The sequence below is a fragment of the Flavobacterium sp. CF108 genome, from assembly GCF_900129795.1.
Taxonomy (GTDB): Bacteria; Bacteroidota; Bacteroidia; order Flavobacteriales; family Flavobacteriaceae; genus Flavobacterium.
In genome coordinates, this window is the sequence record NZ_FQWW01000003.1 from 57,282 (window position 1) to 75,100 (window position 17,819).

The 17,819-nt window shown below is 34.3% G+C and carries 17 protein-coding genes; 8 read left to right on the forward strand and 9 right to left on the reverse strand.

Annotation, left to right across the window (positions count from 1 at the left end; genetic code table 11):
• Positions 1-12: 12 nt before the first annotated feature.
• Positions 13-240: a hypothetical protein gene (locus BUE10_RS08875; protein WP_073484329.1), complete on the forward strand. Its 228-nt coding sequence runs from the start codon at positions 13-15 to the stop codon at positions 238-240.
• Positions 241-483: 243 nt separating this feature from the next.
• Positions 484-2,415, forward strand: coding sequence for an LTA synthase family protein (locus BUE10_RS08885; protein ID WP_073484333.1), 1,932 nt, complete (start codon positions 484-486; stop codon positions 2,413-2,415).
• Positions 2,416-2,591: 176 nt separating this feature from the next.
• Here BUE10_RS08885 and meaB read toward each other — a convergent pair whose 3' ends face one another.
• The 5 genes from meaB to BUE10_RS08910 form a co-directional block, all read right to left on the reverse strand.
• Positions 2,592-3,686 carry a methylmalonyl Co-A mutase-associated GTPase MeaB gene (gene meaB / locus BUE10_RS08890; protein ID WP_073484335.1) on the reverse strand — a complete coding sequence of 365 codons (1,095 nt, stop codon included), beginning with the start codon at positions 3,684-3,686 and terminating at the stop codon, positions 2,592-2,594.
• Positions 3,687-3,929: 243 nt separating this feature from the next.
• Entirely contained in the window at positions 3,930-4,571 is a 642-nt protein-coding gene (locus BUE10_RS08895) for an NAD(P)-dependent oxidoreductase (RefSeq protein ID WP_073484338.1), read from the reverse strand.
• A 57-nt stretch (positions 4,572-4,628) separates the two neighbouring features.
• Positions 4,629-5,036: an RrF2 family transcriptional regulator gene (locus BUE10_RS08900; RefSeq protein WP_073484340.1), complete on the reverse strand. Its 408-nt coding sequence runs from the start codon at positions 5,034-5,036 to the stop codon at positions 4,629-4,631.
• Positions 5,037-5,367: 331 nt separating this feature from the next.
• Positions 5,368-5,832, reverse strand: coding sequence for a DoxX family protein (locus tag BUE10_RS08905; RefSeq protein ID WP_073484342.1), 465 nt, complete (start codon positions 5,830-5,832; stop codon positions 5,368-5,370).
• Between the two features lie 53 nt (positions 5,833-5,885).
• On the reverse strand, positions 5,886-6,452 hold the full coding sequence (locus BUE10_RS08910) for a Crp/Fnr family transcriptional regulator (protein ID WP_073484344.1): 567 nt from the start codon (positions 6,450-6,452) through the stop codon (positions 5,886-5,888).
• 313 nt (positions 6,453-6,765) lie between these two features.
• Between BUE10_RS08910 and BUE10_RS08915 the strand changes: the two genes are divergently transcribed.
• Positions 6,766-7,677 carry an AEC family transporter gene (locus BUE10_RS08915; RefSeq protein WP_073484346.1) on the forward strand — a complete coding sequence of 304 codons (912 nt, stop codon included), beginning with the start codon at positions 6,766-6,768 and terminating at the stop codon, positions 7,675-7,677.
• 303 nt (positions 7,678-7,980) lie between these two features.
• Positions 7,981-8,619, forward strand: a complete 639-nt coding sequence (locus BUE10_RS08920) for a peroxiredoxin (protein WP_073484348.1) — start codon at positions 7,981-7,983, stop codon at positions 8,617-8,619.
• A gap of 241 nt (positions 8,620-8,860) precedes the next feature.
• Here the strand turns inward: BUE10_RS08920 and BUE10_RS08925 are convergent, their stop codons facing one another.
• The 4 genes from BUE10_RS08925 to BUE10_RS08940 form a co-directional block, all read right to left on the reverse strand.
• Positions 8,861-11,095 (reverse strand): cation:proton antiporter domain-containing protein, encoded by a 2,235-nt coding sequence (locus tag BUE10_RS08925; protein ID WP_073484350.1) that lies wholly within the window; start codon positions 11,093-11,095, stop codon positions 8,861-8,863.
• A 52-nt stretch (positions 11,096-11,147) separates the two neighbouring features.
• Positions 11,148-11,939, reverse strand: a complete 792-nt coding sequence (locus tag BUE10_RS08930) for an arginase family protein (RefSeq protein ID WP_073484353.1) — start codon at positions 11,937-11,939, stop codon at positions 11,148-11,150.
• A 78-nt stretch (positions 11,940-12,017) separates the two neighbouring features.
• Positions 12,018-13,364, reverse strand: a complete 1,347-nt coding sequence (gene purB, locus BUE10_RS08935) for an adenylosuccinate lyase (protein WP_073484356.1) — start codon at positions 13,362-13,364, stop codon at positions 12,018-12,020.
• A gap of 185 nt (positions 13,365-13,549) precedes the next feature.
• Entirely contained in the window at positions 13,550-14,239 is a 690-nt protein-coding gene (locus tag BUE10_RS08940; RefSeq protein ID WP_073484358.1) for an SIR2 family NAD-dependent protein deacylase, read from the reverse strand.
• A 529-nt stretch (positions 14,240-14,768) separates the two neighbouring features.
• Between BUE10_RS08940 and cysC the strand changes: the two genes are divergently transcribed.
• From cysC to BUE10_RS08960, 4 genes are all read left to right on the forward strand, one after another.
• Positions 14,769-15,302 carry an adenylyl-sulfate kinase gene (gene cysC, locus BUE10_RS08945; protein WP_073484360.1) on the forward strand — a complete coding sequence of 178 codons (534 nt, stop codon included), beginning with the start codon at positions 14,769-14,771 and terminating at the stop codon, positions 15,300-15,302.
• A gap of 115 nt (positions 15,303-15,417) precedes the next feature.
• Complete coding sequence (locus BUE10_RS08950) at positions 15,418-16,101, forward strand: aspartyl/asparaginyl beta-hydroxylase domain-containing protein (protein ID WP_073485236.1); 684 nt, start codon at positions 15,418-15,420, stop codon at positions 16,099-16,101.
• A gap of 12 nt (positions 16,102-16,113) precedes the next feature.
• Positions 16,114-17,082 carry a sulfotransferase family protein gene (locus tag BUE10_RS08955; RefSeq protein ID WP_073484362.1) on the forward strand — a complete coding sequence of 323 codons (969 nt, stop codon included), beginning with the start codon at positions 16,114-16,116 and terminating at the stop codon, positions 17,080-17,082.
• A gap of 60 nt (positions 17,083-17,142) precedes the next feature.
• A complete protein-coding gene (locus tag BUE10_RS08960; protein ID WP_073484364.1) occupies positions 17,143-17,805 on the forward strand; it encodes a TrmH family RNA methyltransferase in 663 nt (220 codons plus the stop codon).
• Positions 17,806-17,819 lie beyond the last annotated feature (14 nt).

Below are 17,819 nucleotides of genomic sequence, written 5' to 3' on the forward strand. Positions count from 1 at the left end.
AACATATATAAAATGGACTTACCTAAATTTTTACTTGGCGATAATACTGATTTTCCAGATGATATTTTTATCATTCACCTTGATTATCCTAGATTTATAATCAACTTAAAAGATGATGAGGTTGAATTTATGGAAGAAGCTGAAGATCTTGATGAAGCAGAATTAAATGCCGAAATGGAAGGCCTTATCGTTAAAGCCAATGAATTTTACGACAGAGAAATAAACCGTTACGAAGAGTAGAGCCGTGCATGTAGAGACGCACAGCAGTGCGCCTTCAATGTTTCCGGGATTTTCTCACGCAGATTTTGCAGATTTAATTTTAAAATTTGCTGCACAAAATTCTGCGTATATCTGCTCAAATCTTTTAAAATCTGCGTGAAACAAAAACTTTGCTGCTCTGCTCCCGATAGCTATCGGGATTATGAGATTAAAAAAACTTTGCAACTTCATAATCTCAATTAAAAAATTAATGTAAATCATCTAATGAAAAAATTAAGTTATTTAAAACCTATTTTCAATTTTATAGTATTAGGATTACTGATTACAACCTTAAGCCGAATATTTTTATTTTTCCTTTTTAAAGAAAGGGTAGAGCAGACGCCTGATTTCTGGTATATTTTCCCAATCGGTTTGCGAATGGACTTGATTTTACTTTGTTATTTGTCCTTTCTGCCGGCTGTTTTAATTACTTTTCTGCCAAATAAATGGTTGAAATTCACCAATAGTTTTTTAGTAATTTACAGTTTCTTATTCCTGTTTTTGATTCTTTTTGTAGAATTAGCTTCGCCGGACTTCGTAAAACAATACGACACACGTCCAAATAAGATTTTCTTAGATTATTTAATTTACCCGAAAGAAGTGGTTGGAATGCTTTTAAAAAGTTACTTAATTTCTATCATCGTTACTTTTATAATTTTGGGGGCAGCGATTTATTTTGCCTTCAAAAAAGGGAAAAAATATTTTCATACTACAAGCACTGAATATAAATTCAAACTAATCGCTTTTCCATTAGTAGCATTTTTATTGTTTTTTGGAGCGCGTTCAAGTCTTACTTCAAAACGTCCTATCAATGCCAGTAATGCTGTTTTTTCTACAGATCAATTGACAAATACTTTAGGGTTAAATTCATTTTATACTGTTGCATTTGCCGCTTATTCTATTAAGAATGAAGGAAACACAAAAATGTACGGAAAAATGGATGAAGCCGAAGCCATTGCCCGTGTAAAAAAATACATGATCGCAGGCCCGACAGATTTTACAGATGCCGAAATTCCGTTTCTGCATGTACAGCAGCCGGATTCTGTTAAGAAAAAGCCATATAATTTGGTGATTTTTCTACAAGAAAGTTTAGGCGCAGAATATGTTGGAATTTTAGGCGGAAAACCTTTAACGCCGGAATTTGATAAATTATCAAAAGAAGGATTATTGTTTTCCAATTTATACTGCACCGGAACCAGAAGTGTTCGCGGAATCGAAGCTGTTGTAACCGGATTTTTACCGTCACCGTCTGAAAGTGTAGTGAAACTTGGGAATTCACAGCAAGGGTTTTTCACGCTTGCCGACGCTTTAAAACAAAAAGGGTACGATACGAGTTTCATTTATGGCGGAATGGCGAATTTTGATAACATGGCTTCATTTTTCAACGGAAACGGTTTCAGCGATATTGTAGATCAGGAAGATTTTGAATCAGATGGAAATAAATACGCTTTTAAGGGAACCTGGGGGTATTCTGATGAAGATTTGGTAACCAAAGCCAATAATTATTTCAAATCAAAAGGAGACAAACCATTTTTCTCTTTAATGTTTTCGACTTCAAATCACGAACCGTTTGAATATCCTGCTGGAAGAATAAAACAGTTTGATAAAAAAGCTGCAACGGTAAACAACGCCATGAAATATGCCGATTTCTCGATTGGTAAATTTTTCGAAATGGCTAAAAAAGAACCGTATTTCAAAAACACCATTTTCATTGTAATTGCAGATCATAATACCAGAACTTACGGAAAAAATTTAGTGCCAATAAATAAATTCCATATTCCAGCCTTCATTATGGGACCTGGAGTTCCAAAAGGAGCTGTTTATGACAGACTGGCAAGTCAAATAGATATTCCGCCAACGTTATTAAGTTATTTAGGACTTTCGTTTGAAACACCAATGGTAGGTAGAAACCTAAATAAATTAGATCCAAAAGTGCAAGGGAGATCCATTATGCAGTTTAATGATATCAACGCTTTTAGAGTAGAGAATCAGGTTGTAATTATGCAGCCGAATTTGAAACCGCTTCAATTCGAAATTAAAAACGATACGACTTTAATTCCGGTAAAATTAAATGAAGAATTAGCAAAAGATGCGTTGGCGCATGTAATTACAGCAGGAAATTTATACAAGGAAAACAAATATAAATTAAGACGCTAAGTTACTAAGATGCTAAGGTTCTAAGTTGTTATTTAGAGGACTTATAAAACGTTGTCACATTGAGCGAAGTCGAAATGCTTTGCGGGTTCTCGACTTCGCTCGAACTGACAAATCGTAAAAAAAAATATAACATGACAAGATTGAGGAAAAACTTAGAACCTTAGCATCTTAGTAACTTAGCGACTTTTATTAAAATAAAATTTTAATAAATCAGAAGCAGCAGCGAAAGGTGAAATCTCATCATTTTGCACTGCTTTTTTGTTTTGTTCTAGAAGCGTAATGATTTCGGGTTGGTTGAAGAAGTTTGATTTTAATTGTTCGTTGATGGTTTCCATCATCCAGAAATGATTTTGTTCATTTCTTTTTTCTTGGAAGAAACCAGTTTCTTTAGTCATTTCAAAGTAATCAGAAATAGTGTTCCAAATATCCGAAATGCCCTCTTTTGTAATAGCACTGCAAGTCGTGACTTTGGGCTGCCAGTTTGATTTTTTTGGCGGAAATAAATGCAAAGCCCTATTAAACTCCAGTTTCGCCTGATTCGCTTTTTTGATATTATCTCCGTCTGCTTTGTTGATGACGATTGCGTCTGCCATTTCTATAATGCCTCGTTTAATGCCTTGAAGTTCATCGCCCGCGCCGGAAATTTTTAATAAAAGAAAAAAGTCAACCATACTGTGAACAGCGGTTTCACTTTGTCCCACACCAACCGTTTCTATAATTATGGTATTAAAACCTGCAGCTTCGCATAAAATAATCGTTTCACGGGTTTTACGGGCAACACCGCCTAGGTTTTCTCCAGAGGCACTTGGACGAATAAAAGCATTTTCATCTTTTACCAGTTCTTCCATTCGGGTTTTATCGCCCAGAATACTTCCGTGCGAAATTGAACTGCTGGGATCAACGGCGAGAACGGCCACTTTTTTTCCTGCCTGAGTCAAATAAGTTCCAAAAGCCTCTATAAAAGTACTTTTTCCAACACCGGGAACACCAGTGATTCCTATGCGGATTGATTTATTGGCATGAGGTAAACAGCCTTTTATAATTTCGTCTGCTTTTGGTGAGTGTTCGGGATTTGTACTTTCGATAAGGGTAATCGAGCGGCTTAACGCGGTTATATTTCCAGAAAGGATTCCAGAGATTAATTCGGCCGCAGAAGGCTGCTGCCTGCGTTTGTTTTTAATTTGATTGATAGCCGAAACATTGGTGATTTCAGGAGATGAAATTCCAACTTTTTCTTGTAAACTGCTTGATTGTTTTTTTGAACTTGACAAAACGACACTTTTATGTGTCGTAAAAGTACAGAAAACAAAAAGAGTTTCAAAAAAAGGATTTCTTTGAAATTGTGGGTTGTTAGGTTTGCCACAACCCGAGAGATAGCGAACAGGCAGCAATTACACGAATTTACACGAATTTTTATGTCATTGCGAGGAACGAAGCAATCTCACGAAGTATGACACGAAGATTGCTTCTTGTTAGTGCGGTTGCTTCGTTCCTCGCAATGACTATGCGTGTTTTTAATACGCCGCAGTAAATCGAATCTGATGGTGTTTTGGGTTTTCAGTTTCATCAGCAATAACAACTGCTAAATCTTCTACAGATAAAATACTTCTTTGTTTGTCGTTAAAAACAGGATTTTCTAAGCCTAAACGGTATTTTCCTGTTCTTCCGGTTGTAATACCTTGGTGCATTTCGAAAGCGGGGCTAAAAAACGCCCAGTCTAGCTCTTTTTCTTCTTTTAAAATATTTAAATAATCTCTTGCTGCAGTAGCGCCGGCATAAAATTCTTTTGGAAAATCTGGAGTATCAACCGCTTGTAAACCCTGAGCAACAAACAAACTTCCTGCACCGCCAATTGTGATATATCGTTTTACACCCGATTTTTTTACTGCTTCCTGGATGGCTTTAGATCCTGCAATAAAATCATCATAAATGTTAGGGTTTGTCCATCCAGAATTATACGCATTGATCACAGCGTCGTTTCCTTTTAAAATTGCTGCTAATTCGTTTACATTAAAAATATCTGCACTTTTCCAGTTAATGCCGGCGGTGTCTTTTGGGGTTCTTGCAATAGCAGTAATATCGTGATTTCTGCCTGCTAATTCATTTAAGATTGCTGAGCCTACAAATCCTGTAGCTCCAATAATTGCGATTTTCATAATATATAAATTTATTTAGTAATAAAAAATGTTACAGTTTAGTGTAAAAAAATAGTTTTAAAACTGGTTCGAAAAATCTTCTAAAGAAATTCCCTGCAATTGTGCGCTTACTTTTTGATTTATGTCGGCATACAAAGCATCTAGGTTTTGATTGATTTTTTTCCCCACAGGACAATCCGGATTAGGCTGATTTTTAGCATAACCGAGATTGATGGTTTCAAAAGTCATTTCAAAAATTTCTTTTAAAGTCAACTTTGATGAATCTATGGCCAGTTTTGTACCGCCGTTTTTTCCTTCTTTACTTTCTACAATATGATGCGCTTTTAGGTTTGCAATTTCTTTTCGAACCAAAACCGGATTCAAATTAATACTTCCCGCAATATATTCTGATGACAAATAATCATTTGGAAATTTATTGAGGAGCGTAAGGATGTGAATCGTAATGGCAAATTTACCTGAAAGCATACTGTAATAAAATATATTACAAATATAATGAGTTTTAGAACACAAAAACAAATTTTAACTAAAAATTAATTCAGTTTGCTTTTTTGTCTGGGGCATAAAAACTTTAACACATAGAAACATAGTTCTTTTGTCTAAAAGAGAAGATCAAAAGAAACTAGTTTCTCACACATAGCTTATGTTTGTTAATGCAAGTGAAACGCCTTTTTTAAGTAAATAAAAGCTATGTTTCTATGTGTTAAAGTGGTTATAGATAGTAAGTTAAGATTTGATAAAAAAGAAGCGGGAGATTATGCACATCATCTATTTGAGTGATGCGCATTCTCTTGATTAACTATACAGTTTTTGATTGATTTTTGATGGAAAAAAAATATACCCAGGCTATAAAAAGAAGCTGTAATGGTATTCTAAACCATAGGAAAGACATGCCTTCGCCGCTATAGTTGGCACTTTCCAGATTTATATTGTGGTAAGCAGCGTAAATATTTGCCGGAAGCAGTACTATAAAAAACAGAATAAGAAGCCTGCCTGTGAGCAGTCTTGTTTTTGGGATCAGAAGCCCGGCCGCTGCTGTAAACTCTATTATTCCTGTAAGATACACAATTGTAACTGCAAAAGGTAAAAAAGAGATCATCATGGCCATTCCTTTGGTAAATAGAAAATGACCTATGGCAGTTAATACAAGCATGGCCGCCATAGCAATTCTGCCAGCTTGTGAAATTGCAGTTTTTTTGGTAATAAGTCTTATAACAAGCAGGGCAATCGTAAAAGTTCCTAATAATACAATTAAGGTTTCCATATCTTTTTTATACAAAGCTGCGTAATAAAGAAACCTGAAACAATGAACCTGGGTTAATAAATTCGTTTTCTTATTCTGCTCAATGCCTGTGGTGTAATACCAATATAAGAAGCCAGATATTTTTGAGGAATTTTTTGAATGAGCTGCGGCTGTTCAATAAATAGGTTGCGATACCGTTGTTCTGCAGAATCGTTGAGGAGCGAAAGTTCTCTTTTTGATTTTTGAAGAAATAACCCTTCGCTTGCCAGACGGCCAATGGTATTGCCAATTTTTGTTTCGGCATAAATTTCCTGCAGGTCATTATAAGATATACACCAAAGAGCAGTGTCGGCAAGGGCTTCAATGGTATAATTTGCAGGTTGTCTTGTAATAAAGGAATCGTAGCCGCTTGTAAATTCACCATCAAAAACAAAAACAAAAGTGAGATCGTTATCTTCACGAGGAATATAATATCTTACCAATCCTTTTTCTATAAAGGAGAGGTAATTTTCAACTTGGCCTGTTTGGAGTATTGGTGCTTTCTTTGAAAATTCACGGCGTATGAGCTTTGACGAAAAAATATTCCAGTCATCATCAGAAAGTTTTGCCATTCGCTCAAAATTATCTCTTATTTGCTGCATTGATTTTTAAAATTTCAGATTAAAAATAAACCCGTTGGGTGTAATCGCAAAAAAAACATTTAACACATAGTCCGATAGCTATCGGGATTCTTTGTCTAAAAGAAGATCAAAAGAAACTGGTTTCTAACACATAGAGCGCTATGTGAATTAAAAAAAAGTGAAACGCCTATTTTTTAGTTCTCAAAATCTATGTTTCTATGTGTTAATATTAATTATGCTCAATGAGTTAAAAATAACAAAAATCTTAGAGAAGGTGTGTAATTTGTTTTATGCATCAATTTATAAATACCTATTTTTGTGTTTAAGCCTTGATATGAACAACTTTATTATAATATTCTTCTTTTTGTTTTTAGGATTGCTTTTGCAGAATGTGAAGCGGTTTCCAACTCATATTTATAAAACGATCAATAAAATTGTTATTTATGTCTGCCTTCCGGCGATAACTCTATATCATATTCCGAAAATAAAATGGAGCAGCGAATTATTGTTCCCAATAGGAGCGGGGTGGATTAGTTTTTTTCTGGCTTTTGTGTTTTTTCATTTTTTAGGGCGACGACTGGGCTGGTCCAATAAACTAATTGGCTGTTTGATCCTGACCGCCGGATTAAGTAATTCATCGTTTTTGGGATATCCTATTGTTGAAGCTTTGTTTGGAAAAAAAGGTTTAGAAACGGCTGTATTGGTAGATCAGCCAGGAACTTTTGTGGTGGTTTCGACTTTGGGTGTTTTTGTTGCCGCTTTTTACTCTAAAGGAAGTCCTGATTTTAAAAGTATTTCAAAGAAGATTCTTTTATTTCCTCCGTTTATTACATTCGTCGCGGCGTGTTTACTCAACGTTTTTGATTATGATTTATATTCGAATATACAGCCTCTTTTATTAAAACTAGGAAGTTTGGTTACACCTCTGGCTTTATTTTCGGTTGGATTACAGCTCACTTTTAATCGAAAAAGCAAACATTGGAAATTTTTACGCCTCGGACTTTTTTTCCGACTTATTGTAACGCCGTTTATCATTTTCATTCTCTATGTTTTTGTTTTTAACCAGCGTTCTGAAGCTATAAAAATTACAATTATAGAAATCGCCATGGCTCCCATGATTACAGGCGCAATTTTGGCTTCGACTTATGGCTTAAAGCCAAAATTAAGCAGTATGATGATTGGTTTTGGGATTCCTGTTTCGTTTGTAACTCTTGCTATTTGGTACTTTGTGGTAGGTTTTATTTAATTTATTATAAACCGTTGGGTGCAATTATTTTCAACACAATAGTCCAGATAGCTATCGGGATTCCTTATCTAAAGAGAAGATCAAAAGAAACTAGTATCTCAAACATAGCCTATGTTTGTTAATGCAAGTGAAACGCCTTTTTAAGATTACAAAAAGCTATGTTTCTATGTGTTAAACTTAACATCCAAGTAAATTTAAAATACTAATTATATAGAGAATGTAGAATTTTAACTTTTTTTTAATTCTTACGTGTTTTCTAAATGTATTTTTTAGTTAATTTTAAAGGAACTAAAAAATTAAATTATGTCAACATTAAGATTAGGCGATATAGCTCCGGATTTTCATGCAGAAACCACACAAGGACCAATCAATTTTTATGAATACTTGGGAGATTCATGGGGCGTTTTATTTTCGCATCCAGCAGATTTTACTCCTGTTTGTACAACTGAATTGGGAACTGTAGCGAATTATATTCCGGAATTTGCCAAAAGAAATACTAAAGTTATTGCTTTGAGTGTAGACGGTTTGCAGTCGCACCTGGAGTGGATTAAAGACATTAACGAAACTCAAAATACAGAGGTTAATTTCCCAATTATTGCCGATGAAGATAAAAAAATAGCAACGCTGTACGATATGCTTCACCCAAATGCGAGCGATAAATTTACAGTGCGTTCTGTTTTTGTTATTGGTGCCGATAAAAAAATCAAATTAACATTGACTTATCCGGCTTCTACAGGAAGAAATTTTGACGAATTGCTTCGTGTTATTGATAGTTTACAATTAACAGCAAATTACAGCGTAGCTACTCCGGCAAACTGGAAAGATGGTGAAGATGTGGTAATTGCTCCAGCAATTCCTGATAGTGATATTCCGGCGAAATTCCCAAAAGGATATACACCAATTAAGCCTTATTTGCGTATTACCCCGCAGCCGAATAAATGAGGTACTGAGGGTCTAAGGTGCTGAGGTACTAATACTTTTTAAGATGTTAAGGTGCTAAGTTTCTAAGTTTTTTATTAAGAGGTTAAACTCTTAGTGGCTTAGAAACTTAGTACCTTTAATTTCTTTATGTTGTAAAGTTTCTAAGTTTTTAAGTATATAAAAAAGAAATCTTAGCGCCTTAGAGCTTTTGTAAGAGATATTCGCAAAGTTAAAAACCTCAGAACCTTAGCGGCTTAGAACCTTAGTTCCTTAGAAGCTCACTCATCTTTTTCTTATCTCCTACAACCCAAATGATGTCATTTGGCTGTAAAATTAAACTCGATTCAGGGTTTAAAATTCGGTTTCCGTTTCGTTCAATTCCAACGACTAGACCGCCGGTTTTCCCTCTGAATTGACCAATACTTTTTTGAATAAATTCTTCTTGAGAAACCTCTAACTGACGCAGTACAATTTCAGATTCCTGAACTGCAGGCGGAGCTTCAATTTCATTTTGATTTAAGTATTTGGCAAATTCTGTTACTTGGGCATCTGTACCAATTACGCAAATTTCATCGCTAGGAAACAAACGCTCATTTTTAGTTGGTATAGGAATCGTAATATCACCTCGTTTTATTTCAGCAATATTAATTCCGAGCTGTTCACGAATTCTTAATTCTTCAAGCGTTTTTCCTGCCAGATTCGATTCTTTTCCAATATCAAAAAATGACATGTGACCGTCCCACGGCATTAAATTGGCATAACGTCTGTCGATTTTTTTGTTTTCGCGGTCGTTGAGGTTTTTCAAAAAGTGATTCTCAATTTTATGATATTGTTCGTTCAGTTTTTTTGGAAAAAGCTGATACACTCCAATCGCAATAATCAAAGCTACAAAAGCTACTAAAGGTGAGAAAAAGATATTCAATAAAAAACCAACTAAAAATAATCCAAGGCTCATTCTGATTAAAATAAGCATTAAAAGTGCACCTCGGTATTTACGTTCTTCCCAAAGTATTTCGACTTCATCAACTTTTACACGGCGCAGCGATAATGCCCATAAAAAAGGAGCAATAATAACCATAGTAATAAGAGCTGCCAATGTGTTGCCAAATCTTGTGTCTTCAACCAAAGGAGCAACAAATTTAGCCGACAATAAAATGATGGCTGTAATAATAATAGTGTGTAATATGATCTGAATAAGATAAGCATTTAGGACTTTTTGCCAAATACTGACAGATTTTATCGCTTGTGCATTTAAGCTGTAACGGTTGATGTTTTTGACCCATTTTTTAGGAAGTTTTTGTTCCAGAAAATGAGAAAATGGCACAGCATATTTCACCATAAACGGTGTTGTAAAAGTTGTTACAGCTGAGACTGCTACAACAACGGGATATAAAAAAGAACTGGTAACATTGAGGGTCATTCCGAGTGTTGCAATAATAAACGAAAACTCTCCAATTTGCGACAAACTCATTCCTGTCTGCACGGATTGCTTTAACGGCTGACCCGCTAATAGTGCACCAATGGTAGAACTTACAGATTGACCAATAATTGTGACTAAAGTTAAAATTGCTACAGGCAGTGCATGTGTGTATAACATTTTGGGATCTATAAGCATCCCGACAGATACGAAGAAAATCGCGCCAAATAAATCTTTTACAGGTTTTACTAAATGTTCAATATGTTCTGCCTGAGTAGTTTCGGCAATAATTGATCCCATAATAAAAGCTCCTAAAGCCGGAGAGAAACCAACATTTGAGGCAAAGCTTACCATTGTTAAACAAAGTGCAAGAGAAATAATCAGCAGCATTTCGTCAGTAAGTAAATGTTTGGCTTTTTTAAGAAGTGTTGGAATAAAAAAGATTCCGCCAATAAACCATGCTGTAAGGAAGAATATTAGTTTTAGAACCGACATCATTAATTCGCTTCCTGAAAATTGCTGACTTACTGCAATAGTCGAAAGTAAAACCATCATTAAAATAGCTACAAGGTCCTGAACGATTAATGACCCAATTACAATTCCGGCAAATTTTTGTGCTTTTACACCAAGTTCATCAAAGGTTTTTAGAATGATTGTGGTAGAAGAAATGGATAAAATTACACCCAAAAAGATACTGTCCATTTGTTCCCAATCCATCCATCGCCCAACCAGATAGCCCAATACGACCATCGTGATAATCTGAGTAATTGCCGTTATCGAGGCAGTCCCGCCCACTTTCATCAGTTTCTTAAAACTAAATTCGAGACCCAGGCTGAACAATAAAATGATCACACCAATTTCTGCCCAGACTTCAACACTTTTCATCTCAGTAATAGTGGGAAAAAAATCAAAATGATTTCCGGCCAAAAATCCCGCAATTAAATACCCTAAAACTAAGGGCTGTTTAATTAATTTAAATAATAAAACGGCAATTCCGGCAGTCATCAGGATTAATCCCAGATCACTAATTAAAGGTTGTAAATGGTGTGTAGTTTCTGCAGCGGCATTTAAGGCAATCATAAACGTGGTATTTTAGTGAGTGATAATTCGATTTGCAATTTTGATTTATACTCTAAATTATTATTTGTTCCAGAACTTTTCTAATAGGTTCCAGCTGTTCTAATTTTGTAGCTGTCGATTCGGTAATACACATTCCAACTACATTTGATTTTTGTTTGATTTCTATGATTAAATCATAAACTTCATTTATTTTAAATCCATTACTTGATGGAAACAGGGTGTGTTTAAATTCTGATTCGTCTAAAACATCTAAATCAAGATGAATATAAACATTGTTAAAAGACTGGATTATATTTTCTAAATGGGAATAATGACATCTTAAAACAGATTTGATATTATTTGAGGCTATATATTCTATTTCTGGCTTGTCTAAATCTCTTAATCCAACAAAGCTTATTTGCCGTGGTTTAATGGTCGAAAAAAGAAGTTTCTTTATATTTTCATTTCCCTCACCAAGAAGTGTTCTCAAAGGCATTCCGTGAAATGCTTTACTAGGCGAACTCTCCGGGGTATTCAAATCAGCATGTGCATCAACCCAAATTACACATAAATCATTGCCGTAAATTTTGTTTAAATAAGAAATAGGAATAATTTCAATTCCACAATCACCTCCAATAGTTGCAACTTTTTTTAATTTATTTCCTGCAATTTCATTTTTAAAGAATTCAGTTTGTTTTAAAATAGAATTATAGGCAATAATATTATGATGTGTTTCTAAATCTTTTTCATAAAGAGAAATTTCTTTGAATTTATAATCTTTAAAAAATAACTTTAAGGTTTCTGCCCCGGCTTTTAATTCATTTGTTATTCCGGAACCTTGCCATTGAGGGTTTATAAAGAGCATAACATTTAAAAATTTTGTACATAAAAAAAGCTATCCCGATAAAGATAGCTTTTTTTGACAAAATATTTTAGGTTTTCTTTAGATTCCTGTGTAATTACTAGGAGTTATCTGCATTAATTCAGCTCTAACAGCATCAGAAACTTCTAAAGTCGCAATAAAATTATGAATTGCGTTTTTATCAATAGCTTCGTTAGTTCTTGTTAAACCTTTTAATGCTTCATACGGATTTGGATACGCTTCACGGCGTAAAATCGTTTGAATTGCCTCAGCCACAACTGCCCAGTTTTTCTCTAAATCTTCAGCAAATTTGCTTTCGTTCAATAATAATTTGTTCAAACCTTTCAGCGTAGCTTCAAAAGCAATAATTGTATGGCCAATTGGCACACCAACATTACGTAAAACCGTACTGTCTGTTAAATCACGCTGTAATCTTGAAATTGGAAGTTTTGCAGATAAGTGTTCAAAAATAGCATTTGCGATTCCTAAGTTTCCTTCTGAGTTTTCAAAATCAATTGGGTTTACTTTATGCGGCATTGCCGACGAACCAATTTCTCCAGCTTTGATTTTTTGTTTAAAATAATCCATTGAAACATACGTCCAGATATCACGGTCTAAATCGATAATGATATTGTTGATTCTTTTTAAACCATCAAAAAATGCTGCAAAATGATCGTAATGTTCTATTTGAGTTGTTGGAAAAGAATGTTGTAACCCTAATTCATTTTCAACAAAATTAGTTCCGAATTTTTTCCAGTCAATTTGCGGATATGCCACATGATGTGCATTGAAATTTCCTGTTGCACCGCCAAATTTAGCCGCAAACGGAATATTGAACAACAAACGCATCTGCTCTTCTAAACGCTCAACAAAAACAAGTATTTCTTTTCCTAAACGAGTAGGAGAAGCCGGCTGTCCGTGCGTACGGGCAAGCATTGGAATATCTTTCCATTCAACGCTTAATTCTTTCAATTTAGAAATTAAAGCAATCAATGATGGCGTATAAACCTGTTCAAAAGCTTCTTTTGTAGAAAGCGGAATGGCAGTATTGTTGATATCCTGAGATGTTAATCCGAAGTGAATGAACTCTTTATGTTGAGATAATCCTAATTTTTCAAAAGCATCTTTAATAAAATATTCAACCGCTTTTACGTCGTGATTGGTTACTTTCTCTGTTTCTTTAATCCAAAGTGCATCTTCTGTAGAGAAATTTTTGTAGATATTTCTTAAACTGTCAAATAAATTTGAATTTACGCCAGAAAGCTGAGGTAAAGGAATTTCGCATAAAGCGATGAAATATTCAATTTCAACCAGTACGCGATATTTTATTAAAGCTTCTTCAGAAAAGAAAGGTGCTAAATTTTGAGTTTTATTTCTATATCTTCCGTCAATTGGCGATATAGCATTCAATTCGTTTAGAGTAGTCATTGTTATGTTGTTTTTCGAAAGGTGCAAATATAAACAGAATTTGCGGATTTAAAGTAATGAGAAAGTCAATTGAAGACAATTTAAAAGGGCAAAACACGAATTAGCACTAATTTTTTAATTTATAGATAGTAAATAAATTCAAAAGAAATAATATTCGTGAAATTCGTGTTCAATAAATTATGTTCTTAAATCGATTTTAATTTTTCCCTTAAATCTGCAACACCTTCAGATGCAAATTTGGCAATTGTTTCTACTTTATTTCGAATATTTGGAATTGAAATAGGTTTTGGGTCAATATAAAAAACAGGCGTTGTACTTGGAGCATAAGAAATTAAACCTGCTGCAGGATAAACCTGTAACGAAGTTCCAATTACTGCAAAATAATCTGCTGTTTCGGTTATGTCAATTGCTTCTTCAAGTGCCGGAACTTCTTCTCCAAACCACACAATATGCGGTCGTAACTGATGTCCGTTTTCGTCTAAATCACCCGTTAGTAAATCCTCTGTCCAGTCTAAAATGAAATCACGATTTCGGGTACTTCTCACTTTTAATAATTCTCCATGCAAATGCAAAACTTTGGTGCTTCCGGCACGTTCGTGTAAATCGTCCACATTTTGAGTGATGATATAAACATCGAAATCTTTTTCTAATTCAGCTAAAATTTGATGTCCTAAATTGGGCTGAACTTCCTTAAGCTGCTGGCGTCTTTTATTGTAAAAATCCAAAACCAATTCTTGATTTTTGTTCCAGCCTTCGGGAGTTGCTACTTCCATTACGTTGTGACCTTCCCATAAACCATCGCTGTCACGAAATGTTTTAATACCACTTTCGGCACTAATTCCGGCGCCGGTTAAAACAACAAGTTTCTTTTTCATGCTTATTTATTAAAAGATAAAAATAGTAATTTATACGAATTAAGAGTTGTGCTGTAGGCACTAAATATCGGTAGAATATGAATGGAATAAATTTAGCGTGCCGTAGGTACGCAATAGCTGTCGTTATGTTGCGTACCTACGGCACGCTAACATACCTCAAACGTTATGGTCTACCGATATTGTGTGCCTAACGGCACGTTTCTTTTAGTAGTTGAAAATAATGATTTTTGTGAGCCAGTTAAAAACGCATATTTTGTGCCGTTAGGCACTAAATATCGGTAGAAAAATAGGAATTGAAATAAATTTGGCGTGCCATAGGTACGCAACAGCTGTCGTTTTGTCGCGTACCTACGGCACGCCAACAAATTTCGATAATTACCAATAGTTACCGATATTTAATGCCTAACGGCACATTTGCACGATTCTTTTTTAATATTTTTGAGAGACAATAAAACCGTAATTATACTTATTGTTTTGACTTTGCAGATTATTTAGTTTTAATGCCTCATAAAAACAAAAGAAATTCTAAATGATTTTAATTCAGTTTACAGGATTATCAGGTTCAGGAAAAACGACATTGGCCCAAAATGTTCAGCATTTATTAATCGAAAACGGTTATAAAGCTGAAATTGTTGACGGCGATGTGTACCGAAAAACGATTTGTAAAGATTTAGGATTTTCTAAAGAAGACCGCTGCGAGAATGTAAGACGTCTTTTTAATGTAGGACGAAATTTTGTTGCAGAAGATACCATTACATTAATGTCAGTAATAAATCCGTACGAAAGTCTGCGAAATGAATTAAGAACTCACGAATTTGTGCGAACTGTTTTTTTAGACTGCTCGATAAATAATTTGATTAAAAGAGATCCGAAAGGTTTATATAAAAAAGCATTATTGCCGGAAGATGATCTTGACAGAATTAAAAATTTTACGGGAATAAGTGATGTTTTTGAAACTCCAGAAAAAGCAGATTTAGTCTTAAAAACCGATTTAGAAACGGTATCTTTTTCAACAAATAAGCTTTACGACTTCATTATTGATAATTTAAGGAAAGGACTTTAGTTTTTAAAAACGAATTCCTGAATTTGTAAAATTTTGCTTATCTATTCGATGAATGGGTTGGTGTATTTTATATATTTACAGGACCAAAACAAATCTCAAATTTAACCCTAAGCTTATGAATCCTTCGTCAAGCATACTTCCTATTATCTTTTCGATTGAAAAATTACAGCAAGAACTTACAATTTGCGAAAATGATTTATGGACTCCTCATTTTAACACCAATCGGTATGAGGGAAACTGGACAAGCGTTTCTTTACGATCACAATCGGGTTTGGTAAATGATATTACCTCTTTTTCAAACAAGGAATACCAAAATACTCCGCTGCTGGATCGCTGTCATTATTTTAAAGAAATTATGGATTGGTTTCAATGCGAAAAAGAAGCTGTACGATTATTGCGATTAGGGCCAAACAGCGAAATCAAAGAACATACGGATAATGATACTTCTTACGAAGATGGATTTTTTAGAATTCATGTTCCTATCATAACAAATTCAGAAGTCTTTTTTTATGTAGATAAAAAACTTGTTCCTATGAAAATGGGAGAGTGCTGGTATGCTAATTTCCAGCTTCCGCATAGTGTTGAAAATAAGAGCGCCGAACCGAGAATTCATCTTACTCTTGACTGTATTCGAAACGACTGGTCTGATAAATTATTTGCCGAAATGGGGTTTGATATTCATGCTTCTTCAAATAAAAATGAATATTCTGATGAGATAAAACAACAGATCATTGCTGAACTTTCGCGGAATCCATCAGAAATGACAGCAAAAATTATCGCAGATCTTCAGTCAAAATAAAATAAACCACCAATGGAAAACATACATCATCCTCTTTCTAACTGGATTCCTTATAAGTTAATTGAAAAAAATAACGAAATCTATTTTGAATGGATTTATCTGGGAGATTTAAAATATGTCGATCCTTTTTTTGATGAAACAATTTCAAAATGCAGAGGCCACGAATGCAATTCAAAGTCGTTTAAAGTAATAAGTACTCCTGAAAATCTTATAGAATGGTCTGAAGAAATAATTTCGGTCGATTTAAAATCTTTGGTATTTCACGTTTCAAGATGTGGTTCAACAATGCTGAGTCAGTCTCTGGCCACTTCATCAGAAAATATTATGATTTCTGAAGCACCAATTGTGGATGAAATTTTACGAAGTAATTTGTTTGGTTTAGATAAAAAGACGGCACTTTTAAAAGCGGTCATTAAATTATTGGGCCAGAAAAGATTTCCGGAACAAAACAATTTAATTTTAAAACTGGATGCCTGGCATATTTTTGATGCGGGTTATTTAAGAAGCATTTTTACTGAAATACCTTTTGCACTTCTTTACAGAAACCCAACAGAAGTTTTGAAATCGCATCAAAAAAAGATGGGAATGCACATGGTCCCGAATTTACTGCCGCCGAGCGTTTTTGGAATTACAGCTCAGGAAATAAATAGAATAAGTTTTCAGCAGTATGGAGCCTTAGTTTTAGAGAAATATTTTGAAGGCTTTCTGGGGTTTTATGAAACAGATAAAAATGTTACGGCTCTTTATTATAATGGAGGAATGAAACAGGTTGTAGAAAAATTTATTTCGTTTATTAATGTTAATTATGCTTATGCCGAACTTGATAAAATGTTTGAGCGTTTAAATGCCCATTCTAAAAACGAAAATGAAGCTTTTAATGGTGATTCTTTTAAAGAAGAAGAATTAGAAATTAATTTTACAAAGCTTAATCTGCTGCACGAAAAATTAAACAACACGTTTCTGGAGCATCAGGAAAGCTAAAATACAGATGAATTTACTTTCTATTGATTTATATGTATTTTTGCGCCAAATACAAACAAAATGATTGATTTAGATTACCTGGCATTTCTCGAAAATATATTGACAGACAACCGAAAAGAGAAATTTTTAAAAGTATTAGAAAACCGAACCAAACATTTTACTATTGCAGTCGAAGATGTTTTTCAAATGCATAACACGAGTGCAGTAATGCGCAGCTGTGAGGTTTTTGGAATTCAGGAACTTAATGTTATTGAACAGCGTTACGGAAAACGAATCGATAAAGAAATTGCAATGGGCGCTCAAAAATGGGTTGATATCAATAAATTTGATTCGGTTACAAATTGTCTTTCGACTTTAAAAAATCAGGGTTATCAAATCATAGCCACAACTCCTCACGAAAATGATTGTCTGCTTGATGATTTTGATATTTCAAAACCAAGTGCTTTATTTTTTGGAACGGAAAGAGACGGATTGTCTGAAGAAATTCTACAGAAAGCAGATGGTTTTCTTAAAATTCCAATGGCGGGTTTTACTGAAAGTTTGAATATTTCTGTTTCTGCCGCAATCATTATTCAAAATCTAACCAACAGACTGCGAAATTCAGATATTGACTGGCATTTATCTGATGAAGAAATACTAGAAAAACGTCTGGCTTGGGCTAAAAATTCAATTAAAGATATTAAACGAATCGAAGCACGTTATTATCAGGAAAATTCGAAATAGTGCTTTCCTGCAAG